The sequence below is a fragment of the Buchnera aphidicola BCc genome, assembly GCF_000090965.1.
Classification (GTDB): domain Bacteria; phylum Pseudomonadota; class Gammaproteobacteria; order Enterobacterales; family Enterobacteriaceae; genus Buchnera_F; species Buchnera_F aphidicola_F.
Genome location: NC_008513.1, coordinates 39,385 through 59,358, shown reverse-complemented (window position 1 = coordinate 59,358; position 19,974 = coordinate 39,385). Strand labels below are relative to the sequence as shown.

The 19,974-nt window shown below is 16.6% G+C and carries 21 protein-coding genes and 2 tRNA genes; 9 read left to right on the top strand and 14 right to left on the bottom strand.

Annotated elements, in window-relative coordinates:
- The first annotated feature begins 920 nt into the window (after nucleotides 1-920).
- The 3 genes from ppa (at nucleotide 921) to rpmG (ending at nucleotide 1,972) form a co-directional block, all read left to right on the top strand.
- Nucleotides 921-1,460 (top strand): inorganic diphosphatase, encoded by a 540-nt coding sequence (ppa, locus tag BCC_RS00320; protein WP_011672451.1) that lies wholly within the window; start codon nucleotides 921-923, stop codon nucleotides 1,458-1,460.
- A gap of 114 nt (nucleotides 1,461-1,574) precedes the next feature.
- Nucleotides 1,575-1,796 carry a 50S ribosomal protein L28 gene (gene rpmB, locus BCC_RS00315; RefSeq protein ID WP_011672450.1) on the top strand — a complete coding sequence of 74 codons (222 nt, stop codon included), beginning with the start codon at nucleotides 1,575-1,577 and terminating at the stop codon, nucleotides 1,794-1,796.
- Nucleotides 1,797-1,807: 11 nt separating this feature from the next.
- Nucleotides 1,808-1,972 (top strand): 50S ribosomal protein L33, encoded by a 165-nt coding sequence (rpmG, locus tag BCC_RS00310; protein ID WP_011672449.1) that lies wholly within the window; start codon nucleotides 1,808-1,810, stop codon nucleotides 1,970-1,972.
- A gap of 124 nt (nucleotides 1,973-2,096) precedes the next feature.
- On the opposite strand, the gene BCC_RS00305 is transcribed toward rpmG, so the two are convergent.
- From BCC_RS00305 to fliF, 10 genes are all read right to left on the bottom strand, one after another.
- The gene (locus BCC_RS00305) at nucleotides 2,097-2,837 is read right to left on the bottom strand and encodes a flagellar biosynthetic protein FliR (protein ID WP_187284226.1); all 741 of its coding nucleotides are present in this window, start codon (nucleotides 2,835-2,837) and stop codon (nucleotides 2,097-2,099) included.
- 65 nt (nucleotides 2,838-2,902) lie between these two features.
- Nucleotides 2,903-3,169 carry a flagellar biosynthesis protein FliQ gene (gene fliQ, locus BCC_RS00300; RefSeq protein ID WP_011672447.1) on the bottom strand — a complete coding sequence of 89 codons (267 nt, stop codon included), beginning with the start codon at nucleotides 3,167-3,169 and terminating at the stop codon, nucleotides 2,903-2,905.
- A 39-nt stretch (nucleotides 3,170-3,208) separates the two neighbouring features.
- Complete coding sequence (gene fliP, locus BCC_RS00295) at nucleotides 3,209-3,943, bottom strand: flagellar type III secretion system pore protein FliP (RefSeq protein ID WP_011672446.1); 735 nt, start codon at nucleotides 3,941-3,943, stop codon at nucleotides 3,209-3,211.
- A gap of 164 nt (nucleotides 3,944-4,107) precedes the next feature.
- A complete protein-coding gene (locus BCC_RS02055; protein ID WP_011672445.1) occupies nucleotides 4,108-4,512 on the bottom strand; it encodes a FliM/FliN family flagellar motor switch protein in 405 nt (134 codons plus the stop codon).
- Between the two features lie 200 nt (nucleotides 4,513-4,712).
- Nucleotides 4,713-5,327: a hypothetical protein gene (locus BCC_RS00285; protein WP_041749135.1), complete on the bottom strand. Its 615-nt coding sequence runs from the start codon at nucleotides 5,325-5,327 to the stop codon at nucleotides 4,713-4,715.
- A gap of 139 nt (nucleotides 5,328-5,466) precedes the next feature.
- Nucleotides 5,467-5,688 (bottom strand): hypothetical protein, encoded by a 222-nt coding sequence (locus BCC_RS00280; RefSeq protein ID WP_041749134.1) that lies wholly within the window; start codon nucleotides 5,686-5,688, stop codon nucleotides 5,467-5,469.
- Nucleotides 5,689-5,933: 245 nt separating this feature from the next.
- Nucleotides 5,934-7,307 (bottom strand): FliI/YscN family ATPase, encoded by a 1,374-nt coding sequence (locus BCC_RS00275; protein ID WP_011672444.1) that lies wholly within the window; start codon nucleotides 7,305-7,307, stop codon nucleotides 5,934-5,936.
- Between the two features lie 5 nt (nucleotides 7,308-7,312).
- A complete protein-coding gene (locus BCC_RS00270) occupies nucleotides 7,313-8,002 on the bottom strand; it encodes a FliH/SctL family protein (RefSeq protein ID WP_011672443.1) in 690 nt (229 codons plus the stop codon).
- A gap of 14 nt (nucleotides 8,003-8,016) precedes the next feature.
- Nucleotides 8,017-8,991: a FliG C-terminal domain-containing protein gene (locus tag BCC_RS00265; protein ID WP_011672442.1), complete on the bottom strand. Its 975-nt coding sequence runs from the start codon at nucleotides 8,989-8,991 to the stop codon at nucleotides 8,017-8,019.
- Nucleotides 8,988-10,457, bottom strand: a complete 1,470-nt coding sequence (fliF, locus tag BCC_RS02050; protein WP_011672441.1) for a flagellar basal-body MS-ring/collar protein FliF — start codon at nucleotides 10,455-10,457, stop codon at nucleotides 8,988-8,990. The genes BCC_RS00265 and fliF overlap by 4 nt, the downstream gene beginning before the upstream one ends.
- Nucleotides 10,458-10,584: 127 nt before the next feature.
- Between fliF and BCC_RS00255 the strand changes: the two genes are divergently transcribed.
- Nucleotides 10,585-10,869: a flagellar hook-basal body complex protein FliE gene (locus tag BCC_RS00255; protein ID WP_041749132.1), complete on the top strand. Its 285-nt coding sequence runs from the start codon at nucleotides 10,585-10,587 to the stop codon at nucleotides 10,867-10,869.
- A gap of 207 nt (nucleotides 10,870-11,076) precedes the next feature.
- On the opposite strand, the gene gltX is transcribed toward BCC_RS00255, so the two are convergent.
- The gene (gene gltX, locus BCC_RS00250) at nucleotides 11,077-12,501 is read right to left on the bottom strand and encodes a glutamate--tRNA ligase (RefSeq protein ID WP_011672440.1); all 1,425 of its coding nucleotides are present in this window, start codon (nucleotides 12,499-12,501) and stop codon (nucleotides 11,077-11,079) included.
- Nucleotides 12,502-12,660: 159 nt separating this feature from the next.
- Between gltX and BCC_RS00245 the strand changes: the two genes are divergently transcribed.
- Both BCC_RS00245 and BCC_RS00240 read left to right on the top strand, forming a co-directional pair.
- Nucleotides 12,661-12,733 (top strand) — tRNA-Val (locus tag BCC_RS00245).
- Nucleotides 12,734-12,750: 17 nt separating this feature from the next.
- Nucleotides 12,751-12,823 (top strand) — tRNA-Lys (locus BCC_RS00240).
- 28 nt (nucleotides 12,824-12,851) lie between these two features.
- Here BCC_RS00240 and ligA read toward each other — a convergent pair.
- On the bottom strand, nucleotides 12,852-14,615 hold the full coding sequence (gene ligA / locus BCC_RS00235) for an NAD-dependent DNA ligase LigA (protein ID WP_011672439.1): 1,764 nt from the start codon (nucleotides 14,613-14,615) through the stop codon (nucleotides 12,852-12,854).
- Nucleotides 14,616-14,772: 157 nt separating this feature from the next.
- On the opposite strand from ligA, the gene BCC_RS00230 reads away from it, so the two are divergent.
- On the top strand, nucleotides 14,773-15,213 hold the full coding sequence (locus BCC_RS00230) for a hypothetical protein (RefSeq protein WP_041749131.1): 441 nt from the start codon (nucleotides 14,773-14,775) through the stop codon (nucleotides 15,211-15,213).
- A gap of 38 nt (nucleotides 15,214-15,251) precedes the next feature.
- Here BCC_RS00230 and BCC_RS00225 read toward each other — a convergent pair whose 3' ends face one another.
- Nucleotides 15,252-16,496 (bottom strand): tRNA CCA-pyrophosphorylase, encoded by a 1,245-nt coding sequence (locus tag BCC_RS00225; protein ID WP_011672438.1) that lies wholly within the window; start codon nucleotides 16,494-16,496, stop codon nucleotides 15,252-15,254.
- A 119-nt stretch (nucleotides 16,497-16,615) separates the two neighbouring features.
- Entirely contained in the window at nucleotides 16,616-17,647 is a 1,032-nt protein-coding gene (gene tsaD / locus BCC_RS00220; RefSeq protein ID WP_011672437.1) for a tRNA (adenosine(37)-N6)-threonylcarbamoyltransferase complex transferase subunit TsaD, read from the bottom strand.
- Between the two features lie 190 nt (nucleotides 17,648-17,837).
- On the opposite strand from tsaD, the gene rpsU reads away from it, so the two are divergent.
- Both rpsU and dnaG read left to right on the top strand, forming a co-directional pair.
- Entirely contained in the window at nucleotides 17,838-18,053 is a 216-nt protein-coding gene (gene rpsU, locus BCC_RS00215) for a 30S ribosomal protein S21 (RefSeq protein WP_011672436.1), read from the top strand.
- 71 nt (nucleotides 18,054-18,124) lie between these two features.
- A complete protein-coding gene (dnaG, locus tag BCC_RS00210) occupies nucleotides 18,125-19,897 on the top strand; it encodes a DNA primase (RefSeq protein ID WP_011672435.1) in 1,773 nt (590 codons plus the stop codon).
- The last annotated feature ends 77 nt before the right edge of the window (nucleotides 19,898-19,974 follow it).

The following is a 19,974-nucleotide window of genomic DNA, read 5'->3' as shown; positions in this document are numbered from 1 at the left end:
TTCTATAATTAATAATAATTTTATATTAATTATTAATAATATTAAATTAAAAAATTTTATAGAATTATTACTTATAATAAACTAATTATAAGTTCTACTAAAATATCTAGTATTTTTCATGTTGACATAATTTAAAGAATATATATTTAATAACTAAATTTTTAAATACCTTTTCTATATTTTTTTTTTACTTTAAAAAATCCTTTACTATTAAATAAATTAAATAATATTTTTTTTCTAAAAAAAAAATTTTAAAATATTTAACAAAAAAAATTTTTTTTGTTTAAAAAGTTTAACATAAATAAAAAAATTTATTTTTTCATTATAAAATAAATTTTCTATATCTAATAAAATTAAACTAAATTAGACATTATATCTTTAAAAATATTAATCAATTAATTAATCAATTTATATATTTCTTTAATAAAAAATTACTAAATATACTAAAAATAAAAATTTTTATGTATAAATTATTAAACTATTTAAAATAACTATAGTAGTTAATACTATTCGTATTTATTAATTTTCTTTAATATATTAAGTAATATTTTTTTTAAATTTTAATAATTCTATTAACAAGATTTTTATTAAAGTAAATTATTACTTTTTTAAAAAAAAGTAATACTAAATTAACTATATCATTATATATTTTATAAAAAGTAATTACTATATTAATCTTTTAATTTAATATATGAATATTATTTATAACATTATTTATATATATTTATGTTAAAATATATGTTTATTATTCTGAATATATTTTATTTTTAAAAATTTTAAAATTAAAATATTTTTCTAAATTATTCATAATTATAAATTAATTATAATTATGATTTTGAAAAACAAATAATAATTTAAATAAACATTTATATGCATAAAAATTTACAAATTATTATTTATAATAAAAAATAATATTTAAAATGAAAAATATAATAAATGTTCCTGCAGGAAAAAATCCACCTTATGATATATACGGAATTATTGAAATTTCAGCCTTCTCAAAACCAATAAAATATGAACTAAATAAATCTTTTAATATGTTGTATGTTGATAGATTCATACCAACCACTATGTTTTATCCATGTAATTATGGATTTATTAATCAAACGCTTTCATTAGATGGAGATCCATTAGATATTTTAGTACCTACTTTATATCCAATTCAACCAAAATCAATTATTAGATGTAAACCAATTGGAATGTTAAATATGGAAGATGAATCTGGAATAGATGAAAAAATAATAATGGTACCGCATAAAAAAATAACCAATGAATATAAAAAAATCAATGATATTAATGAACTATCTAATTCAATAAAAGAAAAAATAATTCATTTTTTTCAAAATTACAAAAATTTAGAAAAAAATAAATGGGTAAAAATAAATGGATGGGAAGATTCAAAAATGGCAAAATCAACAATTATAGATTCTGTAAATAGATATAATCTATGTAATAAATAATTTTAATTAAAAATTTTCTTACATTAAATAAATACAAAGAATTATTTAAATATATATTTTTTAAAAATTAAATATATTCTTTATACAAATATTTTATTTTAAATAGGATTATCTATGCCTAAAATCTGTCAAATTACTAAAAAAAAATCTATGTTAGGACAAAATCGCTCACATGCAATGAATGCAACAAAAAAAAAATTCTCTTTAAATATTCAATACCATACCTTCTGGCTACCAGAAAAAAAAAAAAAAATACGAATCAGAATAACAAAAAAGGGAATTCGAATGATTAATAAATTTGGAATTTCAAAAATATATAAAAAATATATTATATAAAATAGGAAAAAATGGCTAAAACAAATAGAATAAAAATAAAATTAATTTCATCAAGTGGAAGTAAACATTTTTATACAACTACAAAAAACAAAAAAAATCAAATAAACAAATTATCACTTAAAAAATATGATCCTATAATTAAAAAACACGTTATATATCAAGAAAAAAAAATTTAATATAAAATACAAATTATTATTGGAGATCTATAAAAGATCTCCAATAAATTAAATATATAAAAATAATTATATATATTAATTAAAAATTGTATTTTTTTTTAAATAAATTTTTTATTTATTTCATTTAATATTTTAAGGAAATATAAAATTTTTTTATAATATTTTTTTTAAAATAATTTAAAAAAACATTCATTAAAATTTTATTAAAAAGATAAAAATTATAAAAAAAATATTTTAATATAAACATTCCAAAAAAAAAAACAATAATCATAAAAGAAGAAAAAAAAGAAACTTTTGGTATTAATTTATTTATAAAAATATAAGTTATATATAAAATTAAAAAAAAAAACAGAATTGGTAATATAAAAGACACACTTTGAAAAAATATAATATTTAAAAAATTTACTATATAAAAAAAAATTTTTTTATAAAAAATAAAATTATTTAATGGATATATTTCAAAACTGTGTATTAAAAGAACCAATAATTTTAAATGCATATTACAAATAAAAAATGTAAATAAAAAAAAAATACTAAATAAATTTGAAAAAATTAAAGAATAAGTATTTTTATCAAAATAGAAAAAATTTAAAGATGATAAACCAATTTGTAAACTAAAAATTTCACCAATAAAAAATAAACCAAATAATACATTTTTAATTAAAAAACCTAAAACAATACCTATAAATATTTGATTTAAAAAAATCAAAAAAAAATCAATTGTACAAAAATTATTTTTATATACAGAAATAAATGGTATTAATAGACTACTTAATAAATAAATAATTATTATTTTAGTAAAATAATTAATTTTAATATTCTGAAATATTTTTAAATAAAACAATAACGAAAAAACACGAGCCATGATGAAAATAATATTATTATTAATTAAAAAATAAAATTTATTGAATAAATTATTTATCATAATGATTAATTAACCGTTGATATTATATAAAAAATATTTCTTATATATTGAATAGTCAACTGTAACATCCATGGTCCAAAAAAAATGAGAGAAAGAAAAATAGATAAAATTTTTGGTATAAATGATAATGTTTGTTCATGAATTTGTGTAATTGATTGTAAAAAACTAATTAAAATACCAATTAATAAGATTGGTATTAAACATGGTACTGATATTAAAAAAACAAATTTAATAGAATCTTGAAATAATGTAATTAAAAATTCTTGATTCATAATAAAACCTTTAATGATTAATATAGTTTAAATTAAACTTTAAATAAAAAAACTTTTTGCAAGAGATACAACTAACAATTTCCAACCATCTGATAAAACAAATAATATTAATTTTAATGGTAAAGAAATAGTTGAAGGAGAAATCATCATTATTCCTAAAGACATCAAAATACTAGCAATTACTAAATCAATAATTAAAAATGGTAATAAAACAGTGAAACCAATTTGAAAAGCAGTTTTCAATTCACTAATTATAAATGAAGGTAATAAAATATAAAAAGGAATATTATCTTTTTTCATAGGAAAAGAAATTTTAGCTAATTTCCAAAATACAGAAATATCAGATTTTCTAGTTTGTTTTAACATAAATATATGTATAGGTTTAATAATTTTTTTTAATGCGACTTCTGTATTAATTTCATGTTTATATAAAGGAATTAAAGCTGTATTATAAATTTTATTTAATGTTGGAGACATAATGAAAAAAGTTAAAAATAAAGATAATCCAATTAATATTTGATTAGGAGGGGAATATGGTACTCCTAATGCAGTTCTTAGCAAACTTAATACAATAATAATTCTAGTAAAACAAGTCATCATTAATATACATGCAGGAAGAAAACTTATTATAGTTAATATTGCTGAAGATTTAACAGAAAAATTTAATAAATTAAATTCATCTGGAATAAAAGAACATATTTTGTTATTAGAAAATTTTTCAAATAAAAAAACTGAAGGAAAAAACAAAAAAAAATTATTCCAATTATATATCATTATTATTCACCTAAATTTATTTAAAAAACATTAAAAATAACAAAAAAAAACACTAATATATTTTTAAAATATATATAATAAATAATTATAATAATATTTTATTAAAAATAAAATTTTATTATATACATAATTAATTATTATAAATTAATTAATAAATTTAAAATTTATTTAACATTATTTGTTAATAATTTTGTAATTTGTACACCATAACAATCATTATTTACAACTAATTCTCCAATAGCAATAAGATAATTATTTATAAAAATATTTAATGGTTTATTAATATTATCTTCTAATTCTAAAATAGAACCTTTTTTAAATTGTAATAATTCTTGAATAGTAATTTTTTTTTTACTTAATTCAATAGTTAAATAAACAGGAATAGAAGAAAGAGCTGAGGAATCAAATAATACTTTATTAGCATTAGTTTTATAAGAATTATTGATATATATTTTTTCTTTAATAATTTTATTTACATTATTATTATTTATTTTATTGTCTAAATTCTTTATATGAGATTTTTTTTTAAAACTATTATTTTGTATTTTTTTTTTATTATTTTCTATCATATAATTATTCCTAAAAAATTTTATAAATAATTTTTATTATTAAAAATATTTATATAAAATATAAATATTTTACTAAAATATTAAATAATATTTTATTTAATTGATTAAATACTTGAACTTTAAAAAAGTTTCATATTTTAAAATTTTAAAATATTAAAATTTAATAAAATTAAAATAATATATATTTCATATAAAAAAATTTATTTATCATTTTCCTTTATAGTATTTATTAAAAAACTTGGTATATATATTTTTAATTTATTATATGTTTTATTTAAACTAATTCTAAAAACAAAACATATATATTTTTTTTTACTAACAGACTTTTTAAATAAATTGTCTAATTTTTTATATTTATAAGTATTATTAATATCAATAATATTTTTTAAAAAAGTATAATTTAATATAATAAAAATTTTTTTAAATATTAACTCTAAAATATATTTTTCATTAAATGTTAATTTTTTATTATTATAATTTTTATATTTTTTAAAATGTACATTTCCAAATATAGAATTAATAAAAATAGAAAAAAAATCATTTGTAATTAATAATATACATTTATTTTTAATATTATTTAAAAAAAAATATCTACTTCTATATTTAGAATATAATAAATAATTTAAATTAAAATTATACTTATATATACTTTTTAAAAATTGTATATTAATTGGAAAAAAAAACAATTTTTTAAAAATTTTATTAAAAAAAAAACAAAAATCATTAAACAAATTTTTAAAAAAAAAATTTTGTTTATATAAAATATAATTTTTAAAAATTATATTTTTAGATGTATTTTTTTTTAATATTTTCATAAAAAAAATTGATTTCTGAGAAATTTTTGATATTTTTTTTTTTCTTTAATAATCATAGTTTAATGTTTCTCTTTAAACATATTAATTTTATATAAAAATTAATATTAATGATATAAAAAATTATATTAATAAAAAATTTTTATTTCAATAATAAAAAACAAAAAACATTTGAAGATAAAATATTATCTTGACGCCCTTCTAATAAAATATTTTCTTTTTTTATACGATTTTTCACACGTAATTCTAATATTTTCCATTTTTCTAATTGTATAAATAATTTTTTAAATAATATATTTTTTTTTTGAATTTTATCACAAAAATAATTGATCCAATATTTTTGTTTAATTATAATTTTTTGCAAATTTAATAAAAAATTTAAATATATTTGAATAATATATTTTTTTGCTCCATTTATAATTTTTTTATATAAAAAAAAACTATATTTTTTATAATATTTTTTTAAAAGAAATAAATTTTTTTTTAATTTTTTCTTTTTTTTTTTATAACTATAAATAATATTTGTATTTTTTTTAATATTAATTTTTATTTTTTTTTAAATATATCAATATAAAAAACTTTATTTTTCATAATAATACCATTATTTAATTAAATAATTTTTAATAAATTTTTTAACTTTAAAATAGATTGATTATAAGTACAACAATCTAAAAATTTTTGTTGTAAAAATTTTTCTAAAAAAGGCCAAAGAGTAATAGCTTGATCTAATAATTTATTTTTTCCAGATGTATACACTCCTAAATTAATTATATCGTAATTTTTATAATAACATGAAATTAATTTTTTTATATAAATAGAATACTGATAATGATCATGATCTACAATAGATGACATTAGTCTACTAATAGATTTTTCAATATTAATAGCTGGATAATGTCCTGATTCTGATAAAACATTAGATAATATAATATGACCGTCTAATACTGATTTTGTTATATCTAATATAGGATCATTATATTCATCTCCTTCAGTTAAAATAGTATAAAATGAAGTAATTGAACCTGATTTATTATCAATATTACCTGTTCTTTCAATTAAATACGGAATATTAGAAAAAATAGAAGCTGGATACCTTTTAACAGGAATTTCATATAAAGAATTTGAAACTTCTCGATAAGCCATTGCATATCTAGTTAACGAATCTACTATTAGTAATACATTATTTCCTTTATTACAAAAATATTCAGCAACTGCTGTTGCATATTCTACAGATTGAATTTTAAACATTGGAGAAACATCAGCAGATGATACAATAACTACAGATTTTTTTAAACTATCTTTACCTAAAATATTATCAATAAAATCTTTTACTTCTCTACCTCGTTCACCAACTAAAGAAACAACAATAATATCGGCATCAGTATGCCTTGATATCATACCTAACAACATACTTTTACCTATTCCAGCTTGAGAAAAAATTCCCATTCTTTGACCACGACCTACAGTTAGTAAACTATTTATCGCGCATACACCAGTATCTAAAATTTCTGTAATAGGCTTTCTATTTAACGGGTTGATAGGTTTTTTTTTAAAAAAATTGAATAATTTCTTTTTTAAATTTAAATCTCCTAAATTATCTAATGGATGTCCAAAACCATTTAAAACTCTACCTAATAATTTTGATCCAAAAGGAAAATATTGAAATTTTATATCTTTATTAAAAATATAATTTTCTGAAAAAACCTTAGCACCAGGAAAAATACCATATGAATTTTGTATTGGTATTAAAAAAAATATTTTTTTTTTAAAACCCATTACTTTACATATTATAGTAGATTGTATTCCTTTATAAAAACATTCTACCCAACAATATTCTCCAATAGAAGAATAAATTCCAGTAACTTCTATTATTAAACTATGAACACTTAATACTTTACCAATATATATACTGTTTGAAATATTTAATAAATTTTTTTCAAAAATATTAGTATTATAAAACCAGGAATTTAATAAAAAATTCATATATATTAATCCAATAAATTAGTTGCATTTTTAATTTGATTCCAAAAAGATTTAATTGTTGCATCTATTTCTCCATCATCTGTAAAAATACGATAACTATTAATATCTAATGTATCATTTAATACAATTGTCCAATTATATTTATAAAATAATTTACCAAATTCTTTTTTAATAAAATTATAATTATTAGGATGAATATGTAATTGTAATTTTTTTAATATATATTTAGGATTAAGAGTCAATTTTTTTATTCTTGTTATTATAAATTTTTTTTTTTTTAAATAAATATCATCAATTAAAATTTTTGATATACAAAATATAATTTTTGTTAAACGTTTAGAAAAATTATTATTAAAAATTTTAATAGCATATTTAAATTGATTTAAAAAATCTATATATTGAAAATATATACAAGATTTAAAATTTTTTAAAAAAAAATTTTCAAATGAAGAATAACCTTGAATCCAGCCAATTTGATAACCTTTTTGATATCCGTCTATAATTCCTTTTTCATATCCTTTTATGTACATGTCTAATAAATCTTTAGAATTATTTTTTTTATTATATAAATTATTTTCTTTAAAAAAAATATTTTTAGATATATTATTTTTTTTTTTATTAATAAAATTGAATCTTATTTTATCTTTTTTAGGTTTCCATTTCTTCCAAGAATTTTTTTCTATAGTATTTTTCATATGAAATACCTATTTTATATTATTAATATTTTTCCATTACGTATATATCTTTTTATATTTTCTAATAATAAATTTTTTTTAAAATACATTTTTTCAAATGAAATACAATTATTTTTTTGTATATATTTTTTGAAATAATTATATTCTATACTTGACATATTGCTAATAAATTTTTTTTTTATAAAATTATTAGAAATATTTAATATTATACATAAATTTTTTATATTATTATTTTTAATAATAAATTTAATATTTTTATTAGAAAAATTTAAAATATTTTCAAATTTAAAATATTTACTAATAGTTAGATATAAATATTTTGGATATAATGTATTTATATTTTTAATATATTTAATAATATTTTTTTTTTTAAAAAAATATAGAATATTTATAATTTTATCTATTCTATTTTTTTCTAAAAAAGAACAATTGCACTTATACAAAAAAAATATAACAATTTTATTTAATTCTGTAAAACCAAAATAATTTAAACCAGTAAAATTTATCATTCGAGTTAAAATCTTTAAACGATCGTGTGTATTAAAAAATAATAAAATCGACAAAAATATTTTATTATTCATATATAATAATAAAGAAGAAATAATACTAAAATTTTCTTTTTTAATTAAAAAAAAAATATTTTTTGATCCTAATAATTCCAATAAAGATATATTATTTAAAAAAATATTTTTTATAGAAAAATTTTTCAATAATTTTTTCGATATATCTAAATTTTTAACATTTTCTAAAATAGAAATTATATATTTTTTAAAATTAAAAGTATACATTCTATTTTTTTTCAGAATATTATAATATTCATAAATTATATTATTAGAATATCGAATTAATTGTATATCAAAAGATATTATAGCATTAATTAATATACTAATTTCTGATTTCTTAAAATTTTTTAAAACATGAATTATTTCTTTAGTATCTATACAAAATAATAATAATACACTTTTTTGTATACCATTTAAATATATCATTTTTTCTTTATCCAATATTGTATAATATCTTTTATTAAATTAGATTTTTTTAAAATAATATTTTTTTTTGATAAAAAATAATTCTTATTTTTTTCTTGATTATTTAATTGATTATTAATATCATTAATTATTTTTTTTTTTTTATTATCTTTTACAGGTATATTTATAATATTTTTTTTTTTATTTTTATTAAATATATAACTATCAAAAATATTTTTTAAAATTAAAAAAAACAGAAAAAAAACAAAAAAATAAAACAAAATTAAAGAAAAATTTAAATTTTTATTTTTTAAAGAATAAGATGCATCAATAACACTAGGAGTATCTAAAAACATATAATTAATCAAATTTATACGATCACCTTTATTTTTTGATAAATTAATTACTGATTTAACTAAATTTTCTATATTATTTAATTTATTTTTTGATAAATTAATTACTGATTTAACTAAATTTTCTATATTATTTAATTCATTTTTTGATAATGGAACCATTTTACCAGAATTATTTTTTTTATAATTAATTAATACAGTAATTTTAATATTTTTAATATTTAATTCTTTAAAATTTGGAGATATAAAAGAATTATCTATTTTTTGATTTACATTATAATTTTTATCAGAAAATGTAGAAGCATGATTATCTTTTTTTAATTTAGTAGTAACTTGAACAACAAAATCTTTTGAATCTAAAATTGGAAGTAAAATATCTTTAATACGTTGAGAATAATATTCTTCTAATATAGTAATTTTTTTATATTGACTATTATTAAAAAACTTTGTATGATTTAAATCATATTTATTTAATATATTTCCAAATTGATCAACTAAAACAATATTATCTGAAGATAAATCAGGAACACTTCCTGAAATTAATAAAATAATTGCATTAATTTGCTCATATGTTAAATGCATATTAGGAAATAAGGTAATAATTACTGAAGCTGAAGGAATTTGATTATTTTCAAAAAAATCAGTATCTTTTTTACAAACTAAATGTACACGAGCACATTGTATAGGAAAAATTTGTTCTAAGGTCTTAGATAATTCTCCTTCTAAACCTCTATGATAATTAATGTGTTCATGAAATTGACTAATACCAAATTTTTCTTTATCTAATAATTCAAAACCAAAATTCTTTTTTAAGATATTGTTATTTTTTAATAATGACAAATTTAATATATTAATTTTATCTTCAGGAACTAATAATGTTTTAAAAGAATTATTACAACGATAAGGAATATGCAAAATTTTTAATCTTGATATTATCCATTTACTATCTTCTTGGGAAAGATTATTATATAACACTACATAATGAACTTTTTTTGACCATAAAAAAATTGAAATAATAGAAATTATACTAATTAAAGAAACAAAAAAAATATATTTGATTTTTTTTAAAATACAAAAAAAAAGATAATTCAATTTCTTTTTTATTTGAAAAAATAATTTTTTAATAAAATTCATAGTTCTTTTCCAGAAATAATAAAACAAAAAATAATTTAAAAAAAAAACAAGTAAATATTGCATTATTATATATAATAATATAAAAATATTATCATGAATATATAATATTTAAAAAGGAAAAATCTTAATGAAAACAAATTATATAAATAATAATAATCTTAAAATTTTTGAACAAAATGAAGTAAATCAAGAAAACACATGTCAAAATTTTTTTAAAATATGGAAAAAAATCTTACAAATACCAGAAATAGAAAATACTTTTAACACAATAACAAAACAAACAGAAAAAACAAAAAAAAATAAAACTATTGAACCAAAAGAAAATCCAAAAAAAGAAGAAAAAAAAATATTGTTAGAAACACGAAATAAATTAATTGATGCTTATAAAGAAATTATGAATATACAGATATAAAAAATTATTTACCAAGTATTAAAATATAAAAATTTTAATAATTATAAAATTTATAATTATTAAAATAATTTATAATACATATTATATGTAAAATATAAATAAATAAAAATATTTAATATAAAAATTTTTTATATTTTAACATATAATATGTTAATAATAATTAAAAATATATTGAATCAAAATATAAAGTTTTGAATAATTTTAAAATTATTTACTAAAATTTGAATTATTTAATTGCAGATATTTCAAAAAATTTTTAATTCTTAATAAAAATTTTTTTTTTCCTATATAAAAAATTATAGAAGAAATACTAGGTGTTTGTTTTTTTCCTGTAATAACAATTCTAATTAAAATAGCTATTTCCTTAAAAGAAATTTTAAAATATAAAATTGATTCTTTAATTATTAATAAAATATTTTTTAAATCCCAATTATTTAACAAATTGAATTTCTTATATAAAAATTTCAATATAGTAATATTAATTAATTTATTATATAAATATATATTTTTTATATTAGAAATATTAATTTCTTTATAAAAATAATCATATGTTTGAATAAAATCTTTAAAAGTACTATGACGACCTAAGAAATCTTTTATAACTCCAGATATATTTACATCCTTGTCAAAAAAAATATTATTTTTTTTACAATAAGAAAAAAAATATTTATATTTTAAATTAAAAGATATATTGTTTAAATAATAATGATTAAACCATAAAAATTTTTTTTTATCTATAATGCTTGGTGATTTATTAATATACTTAATATTAAATATATTTTTCATTTCGTTAATTGAAAATATTTCTTGATTTTTATAAGACCAACCTAATTGAAGAGCATAATTTAAAATAGCCTCAGGTATAAAACCATTATTAATATAATTAATAATACTATATGAAGAACAACGTTTAGATAGTTTTTTTCTTTTTTTATCTAAAATCATTGATGTATGTGCATATTGAGGAATATATGCGTTTAAAGAAGATAATAAATTAATTTGTCTTGGTGTATTATGAATATGATCTTCACCTCTGATAATATGTGTAATATTCATTTGCCAATCATCTACTACAACACAAAAATTATATGTTGGCATTCCATTAGATCTTTGAATTACTAAATCATCTAATTCTTTATTTGAAATACTAATTTTTCCTCTAATCATATCTCTAAATTCTACTAATCCTTTTGTAGGATTCTTAAAACGAATTACATAAGGAATATTAGATTTTTTTAAAAAAAAATTTTTATTTCGACATTTATTATCATATTTAGGTTTTTTTTTATTTAAAATTTGATTTTTTCGTAATTTATCTAGACGATTTTTAGAACAATAACATTTATATGCAATACCTTTTTTTAACATAAATAATATTATATTTTTATATATATTAATTCTATTACTTTGAAAAAATGGCCCTTCATCCCAATTTAATTGTAAATATCTTAATCCATATAAAATATCTTGTACTGAATTATTTTTAACTCTATTTTTATCAGTATCTTCAATTCGTAAAATAAAAGAACCATTATTTTTACGGGCAAAAAGCCATGAATACAATGCAGTACGAACTCCTCCCATATGAAGTAAACCAGTTGGACTTGGAGAAAATCTTGTTTTAATTTTCATAAATACTCAATTTAAATAATGAAATTATTAAAAATAAAATTAAATATATAATTTTCATTAATATTTGTATATTTTTTAACCAAATAAACAAATATAAGTAAAATATATATTGACTCATAATATATCTGTTCTACAATAGAATAATAAAGAAAAAAAAAAGGGTGATTAGCTCAGTTGGTAGAGCTTCTCCTTTACACGGAGAAGGTCGGCGGTTCGAAACCGTCATCACCCAAAAAAATATTTTAATAAGGGTCGTTAGCTCAGTTGGTAGAGCAGTTGACTTTTAATCAATTGGTCGCAGGTTCAAATCCTGCACGACCCAAAACTTTTAATAATATATTTTTATAAAATTAAATAAAAATATTTAGTATTCTAATTAATTTTAAAATAATTGATCTATTACTTTTATTTTTTAAAAAACTAATAATTGCATTAGAAATATTATATCCAATATGATCAATTTTAGATAATGTATCATAATTAGTATTAAAAAATTTTTCTACAGATCGATAATAATATGCTAAACGTTTAGCAATTGATGTTCCAACACCAAAAATTCCTAACGAACAAATAAATTTATCTAAAGAAACTCTTTTAGAAAAAGCAATATTTTTAATAATTTTTTCAGATAATTTGTCTCCCATACGAAATATATTTTTTAATTTCTTTACTGTTAAAGAAAAAAAATCAATAGGAGTATATAAATAACCATAATTTATTAATTTAATAATATTTTTTTTTCCTAAACCTTTAAAATTTAAACCATTTTTTGAAGAAAAATAAATTAATCTTTTAACATTTTGTGAAAAACAAGAAAAACTAGCAGGACAATAACATGTTTTTAAATCATCAGAAAAAATCAATTTAGTACAACAAGAAGGACAGTATGTTGGAATAATTATCTTCTGTGTATATTTATTTCTTTTATGTATTAAAACATTTCTAATTTTCGGAATTACATCACCAGCACGGTATACAGTAACATAATCATGAAGACGTATATCTAATAATTTTATTGTTTTTATATTATATAATGAAGCTTTACTTATAGAAACACCAAAAAGATTAATTGGAAAAAAATAAGCAACAGGAGTAATAATACCCGTTCTTCCAACTTTAAATGATATTTTAAAAATTTTAGTTTCTTTATCTAAAGAAAAAAACTTTAATGCAATTGCCCATTTAGGATATTTTTCTATACAACCTAAATTATTTTGTAATTTAATAGAATCTAGTTTAATAACTATCCCGTCAATTTCAAAATCTAATTGTGATCTAATTTTATTTGCATAATGATAAAAATGAATTACTTCTTTTTTATTTTTACATACACAATAATTTTTATATAATGGAAAACCCCATTTTTTTATTTGTAATAATCTTTGATAATGACTATCAATTTTTTTATTATAATCAAATAATCCAAATCCATACACGAAAAAATTTAACTTTCTTTTTTTTACAATTTCTGGATTTAACTGACGAACAGAGCCTGCAGCAGCATTACGAGGATTAGAAAATTCTTTTTTTCCACTTAATTTACAAGATTGATTTAAAATAAAAAAATCAGATTTTCTCATAAATATTTCTCCACGTATTTCTATTTTTTTAGGAATATTGCTTCCTGCAATTTTTTTTGGAATTGAAGAAATCATTAAAATATTTTTTGTAATATTTTCCCCGACACTACCATTTCCACGAGTAGAAGCAGAAATTAAAATTCCATTTTTATAAAATAAATTAACAGCTAATCCATCAAATTTAAAATCACAAAAATATGTAATAACATTAATATGTTTAAAATATTCCTTTATTTTTTTATCAAATAAATCAAAATCAGAAATATTATTTATACTTCTTAAAGAAAGCATAGGAATTTTATGAAAAAATTCAGTAAAAATATGTAATTTTTTCGCTCCTACTTGATCTAATAATTTTATTTTTTTATCTAAAGATTTTTTTTTAAAATATAATTTTTCTAATTGAAGTAATTTATTATATAATTCATCATATAAAATATCTGAAATAATAGGAGAATCTAATGTATGATACATGTAATTATGATATTTAATTTGTAATTGTAATTTTAAAATTTGATTATAGATATCTTTCATAATAAACACCATATTTAATAATTTAAATTTAATAAAAACAATTATTAAATATAATAAATAATATTTTTAATAATTGAAAATAAAAAAGACAATATAATCTATTATTAAATATAAAATATTCTCAATTAAAACATTTCTTTAACATTTAAATATAAAAATGAAAAAAAAAAAATATATAGTTTCACAAATATCTGGATATATTAAAAAAATTTATAATATTAAAAAAAAAAAATTTTTTAAAAAAAAAATAATTTTTGAATCAGAAAAAAATATTATTGTATCTCCATGTAATGGAATTATTAAAAGTTTTTTTCCTAAAAAAAATTCTTGTATAATTCAAAATGAAATAAATACTTTAATTACTATAAAAAATAAAATTTATAATAACGAAAAAAAAATCATTAATTTTATTTCATTAATAAAAAATTCAAAAAAAATATATATTGGAGAAATTATTTTTTTAATTAAAAATATATTTCATAAAATATATTTAAATAAATCAATAACAAATATGACTATAACATCAAAAAAAAAAATTAACACTTATAAAAAAAAATATAAAATAAAAGCTGGAATAACAAAATTATTTTATTTATAATGAATTTATATTAATTAAAATTTAATCTATAATATATTTTAAAATATATTTAATATTATTTTTTCCTTCATTTCTTTAAAAGATTGTATTCTTAAACGATTTAAATCATTTTTTATTTCAATACCTTTAAATTTCTTTTCTTTTATGAAAGAACAAACAGAAATATCTTTAATTAAAGAAAACATATATTTTAATAACTTACCTAAAAAAAAATCATTCTTTTTATTTTTCAAAGAATTAAAATTATAAAAATCTAAATATATTAACTGATTTAATCTATTGGGTTTTCTCCATACATCAATAATATTAAAAAATTTTATTATTAACTTTGAACTTTGTATATTAATATTTTGTAAAAAATTGTGAAAACCACATAAAAAAAAAATAATTTCACTAGTTTCTTTTGGAATTTTTAATCTAATTAACATTTTTTTTAATAAAAAAGCAGGTTTTTTATAAAAAAAATAATCTTTAGTTCCAATATTTGGAATAGGATAAACATAATAAAAAAATTGTAAAAAATAAGAAAATCTAATATTAATATCTTTTGTAACTTTAGATATTTTTGATAATTCTATTAAACTATATTGAACTAAATTAATATGTTTAATAAAAGAATTTAAAAAATATGTTTTTTTATAAAAATAATTAATTTCTGGAAATAAAAAAAACAATGCATTACAGGAATATAACACTTGAAAATAAACATGAGGATTTTGAGTAGATAATCCTTTCTGCGTTTCTTTCCAAATTCTTTCAGGAGTTAAATATAATAATTCTTTACGAGAACAAATTAATTTCATTAAAGAAAGAGTTTTTTTCGCAATATAAAAACCTAAATGTGATAATAAAGCTGCAAATCTTGCAATACGCAAAACTCTTAAAGGATCTTCTTGAAATGAATATGATACATGTCTTAAAATTTTTTTTTGAATATCTTTTTTTCCGTTAAAAAAATCAATAATTTTTCCTGAAGAATCTTGTGCTATTGCATTAATAGTTAAATCTCTACGCTTTAAATCTTCTTTTAAGGTAATTCTAGAAGAAAAATCAAATAAAAAACCTGTATGACCTACTCCATTTTTTTTTTCAGTTCTAGCTAAAGAATATTCTTCGTGTGTTTTAGGATGTATAAAAACAGGAAAACCCTTCCCTACTTGTTGATAATTTTTTTTTAACATTTCTTTAGGATCTCGAATTCCAACTACAACCCAATCACGATCTCTAACAGGAATATTCAATAATCGATCACGAATAGCTCCACCAACTAAATAAATTTTCAAAATAATACCTAAATAATAAAAAAATAAAAATTTTTTTTAAAAATAAATATTTAAAAATTTTATGTAACATTAAAAATATAATAATATATTTAAAAATATTATTTCTAAAAAAATTATTATTATAAATAATTAATATTATCACTAATCAATAAATTAGGATATATTGAAAAAGATTTATTGTATGAATACATACCTTGTTGATATTTTAAAAATCCTAAATATGCAATCATACCAGCATTATCTGTACAAAATTTTTTTTTAGAAAAATATAATTTTCTTTGATTTTTATAAATTAATTTTTTTAATTTTATTCTTAATAATCTATTAGAACTTACTCCGCCGCATACTAAAAAATTTTTTACTTTTATTTTTTTTATAGCTAATTTGCATTTAATAATTAAAGTATCTACTATAGCTTCTTCAAAAGATTTAGCAATATTAGATTTTTCTTGAAAAGAATCAGAACTATTTAAAATAACATTTTTTACATGTGTTTTTAATCCCGAAAAACTAAAATTCAAATTTGAATATTTAGTCATAGGTCTCGGAAAAAAATATTTTCCTGATATTCCATATTTAGCTAAATCAGACAAATTTTTTCCTCCAGGAAATCCTAAACCTAAAATCTTCGCTATATAATCAAAAACATTTCCGACAGCATCATCCAAAGTTTGACCTAATATTATGTATTTACCTAAATATTTAGCATAAATTAATTGTGTATTAGCGCCTGAGACTAGTAATGCAAGAAATGGAAAAAGATTTTTTTTATAAGAAAGCATTACAGATAATAAATGTCCTTCTAAATGATTAATCAAAATATATGGAATATCTAAAGATAAAGCAATAGATCTGCAACTGTGCACTACTATAGATCCTGAAAGACCTGGACCTACCGTATACGCAACAGCTTTAAAAAATTTTTTTTTAAAATTAGAAGAATTATATAAAAAATATTTAGAAAAAATATTTTTAATTAAAAAATTCAATTGATTTAAATGTGATCTTGCTGCTAATTCAGGAACAATACCATGATATTTAGAATGAACACTATTTTGATTTAAAGTCTGATGATCTATTAAACCAAGTTTTTTATCATAAATTGCTACCGAAGTATCATCACAAGAAGTTTCAATTCCTAATATTTTCATATTTACCTAAAAATATATTTATTTTAAAATAAACAAAGATATATCTAATAATATATTTTCTATAAATATGATACAATATATTTTATATATTTTTAGAAATATTTAATAAAAAATAAAAATTTTTATTAAAAAAAATTTTAATATAAATGTTTTTCAAAGATAAATTTTACAAATTATGATAGGAATTATAATGCCAATTATTAAAATAAGAGATAATGAACCATTTGATGTAGCATTAAGAAGATTCAAACGATCATGTGAAAAAGCTGGAATATTATCAGAAATAAGAAGAAGAGAATTTTATGAAAAACCCACTACTGAACGAAAACGTGCTAAAGCATCAGCTATTAAACGTCTTTCTAAAAAATTAGCACGTGAAAATCTAAAACGAATTCGAATGTACTAAATAAAAATTTTTTATATTCCAGAATATTAAGACCGTATATTTATATAATAACGGTCAAAAAAAAATAAGTTATGAATACAAAAAAAAAAAAAAAAATTCCTCAAGAATTTATTCATGAAATTATTGAAAAAACAAATATTATTGAAATAATTAATAGATACATCACTTTAAAAAAAACTGGAAATAATTATAAAACTTTATGTCCGTTTCATTATGAAAAAACACCTTCATTTACTGTAAATTCAGAAAAACAATTTTTTTATTGTTTCGGATGTGGTATACATGGTAATGTGATAGATTTTCTAATGCAATATGAAAAATTAGATTTTTTAAGTAGTATCAATGAATTAACAAGTTTACATGGAATAAAAATTCCATATATACAATATAATTCTCAATTTAAAAAAAAGTTTTTTTATAAAAAAAAAATTTATAAAATTTTAAAAAAAACATCAAAAATTTATATAAAAAATTTATTTAAAGTACCAAATCAAGCATATAACTATCTTATTAAACGTGGCATTACATCAAAAATAATGAAAAATTTTTCATTAGGATATGCATTATCAAATAATTATCAAATTACAAATTTTATAAAAAAAAAAACTACTAATATATCTACTATCATTGATTGTGGTTTAAGTATATATGAAAAAAACAAAATAAAACAAGATCGATTTAAAGAAAGAATAATATTTCCAATTAAAAATAAATATGGCATTATAAAAGGTTTCGGAGGAAGAATTATCAATCAATATAACTACCCAAAATATTTAAATTCTCCTGAAACTATTACATTTTTTAAAAAAAAAAATTTATATGGAATATATGAATTAATTTTAAAAAATCCTAAACCAAAAAAAATATTAGTTGTAGAAGGATATTTTGATGTTATTTCACTAGCTCAAAAAAATATTAATTATTCTATTGCATTATTAGGAACTAATATTACTACATATCAAATAAAAAAAATTTTTCAAATTAGTAAAAAAATTATATTTTGTTTTGATGGAGATAAAGCAGGTAGAATAGCATCTTGGAAATCATTGAATTTAATATTACCTTTCTTATATGATGAATATATTATAAATTTTCTTTTGTTACCTAAAAATGAAGATCCTAGTAGTTTAATTATTAAAGAAGGAAAAAAAAAATTTGAAAAAAGAATAAAAAAATCAGAATCATTTTATTCATTTTTTTTTAAAAAAGTTACTAATAAAATAAATTTAAGTTGTATTAATGACTGCATTAAATTAAGTCGAATAACAATCCCGCTAATTAAAAAAATTCCAAGTAAAATAATAAAAATTTATTTAAGAAAAATTTTAGGTAATAAAATAGGAATATTAGATTCTTATCAATTAAAAAAACTCATTCAATTTCAGAAAGAAAAAAAAAAAAAAATCAATAAACCTGTTAAAATTACTACTATGCGATTATTAATTAGTTTAATAATACAATATCCTAAATTAGTAAAAAAAATAAAAAACATAAAAAAAATAAAAAAATTACATATACAAGGAAAAAAAATACTTATAAAATTAATTGAATTAATTAAAAAAAAAAAAATTTTTAAAACTGGATATTTACTCGAATTTTTTCGATTTTCTAAATTAGGAAAAATTTTTAAATATTTAAGCACTTGGAATCATATAATTTTAAAAAAAAAAATATTTTTTACATTTAAAGAATTTTTAAATAATTTTAAACAACAACATTTAGAATATAAATATAATAAATTAATAACCATAGAAAGAAAAAAAGGTTTTGATGTAAATGAAAAAAAAAAAATATGGAATATTAGTAAAAAATTAATTTATATTAAAAATATAAAATTTAATTAAAAAATTTATATTTTATACATTAACATCCATAAAATAAGGTGAATTATTATTTATTTATAAAAAATATACATATTATA

Bases quoted from the DNA above. Each gene is read 5' to 3' on its own strand.
- ligA (WP_011672439.1), bottom strand. From the start codon at position 14,615: ATGAAAGATATCTATAATCAAATTTTAAAATTACAATTACAAATTAAA.
- tsaD (WP_011672437.1), bottom strand. From the start codon at position 17,647: ATGAAAATATTAGGAATTGAAACTTCTTGTGATGATACTTCGGTAGCA.
- BCC_RS00285 (WP_041749135.1), bottom strand. From the start codon at position 5,327: ATGAAAATATTAAAAAAAAATACATCTAAAAATATAATTTTTAAAAAT.
- BCC_RS00255 (WP_041749132.1), top strand. From the start codon at position 10,585: ATGAAAACAAATTATATAAATAATAATAATCTTAAAATTTTTGAACAA.
- rpmG (WP_011672449.1), top strand. From the start codon at position 1,808: ATGGCTAAAACAAATAGAATAAAAATAAAATTAATTTCATCAAGTGGA.
- BCC_RS00270 (WP_011672443.1), bottom strand. From the start codon at position 8,002: ATGAAAAATACTATAGAAAAAAATTCTTGGAAGAAATGGAAACCTAAA.
- BCC_RS00305 (WP_187284226.1), bottom strand. From the start codon at position 2,837: ATGGCTCGTGTTTTTTCGTTATTGTTTTATTTAAAAATATTTCAGAAT.
- fliP (WP_011672446.1), bottom strand. From the start codon at position 3,943: ATGATATATAATTGGAATAATTTTTTTTTGTTTTTTCCTTCAGTTTTT.
- dnaG (WP_011672435.1), top strand. From the start codon at position 18,125: ATGAATACAAAAAAAAAAAAAAAAATTCCTCAAGAATTTATTCATGAA.
- fliQ (WP_011672447.1), bottom strand. From the start codon at position 3,169: ATGAATCAAGAATTTTTAATTACATTATTTCAAGATTCTATTAAATTT.
- BCC_RS00265 (WP_011672442.1), bottom strand. From the start codon at position 8,991: ATGATATATTTAAATGGTATACAAAAAAGTGTATTATTATTATTTTGT.
- rpsU (WP_011672436.1), top strand. From the start codon at position 17,838: ATGCCAATTATTAAAATAAGAGATAATGAACCATTTGATGTAGCATTA.
- BCC_RS00230 (WP_041749131.1), top strand. From the start codon at position 14,773: ATGAAAAAAAAAAAATATATAGTTTCACAAATATCTGGATATATTAAA.
- fliF (WP_011672441.1), bottom strand. From the start codon at position 10,457: ATGAATTTTATTAAAAAATTATTTTTTCAAATAAAAAAGAAATTGAAT.
- BCC_RS00275 (WP_011672444.1), bottom strand. From the start codon at position 7,307: ATGAATTTTTTATTAAATTCCTGGTTTTATAATACTAATATTTTTGAA.
- gltX (WP_011672440.1), bottom strand. From the start codon at position 12,501: ATGAAAATTAAAACAAGATTTTCTCCAAGTCCAACTGGTTTACTTCAT.
- rpmB (WP_011672450.1), top strand. From the start codon at position 1,575: ATGCCTAAAATCTGTCAAATTACTAAAAAAAAATCTATGTTAGGACAA.
- BCC_RS02055 (WP_011672445.1), bottom strand. From the start codon at position 4,512: ATGATAGAAAATAATAAAAAAAAAATACAAAATAATAGTTTTAAAAAA.
- ppa (WP_011672451.1), top strand. From the start codon at position 921: ATGAAAAATATAATAAATGTTCCTGCAGGAAAAAATCCACCTTATGAT.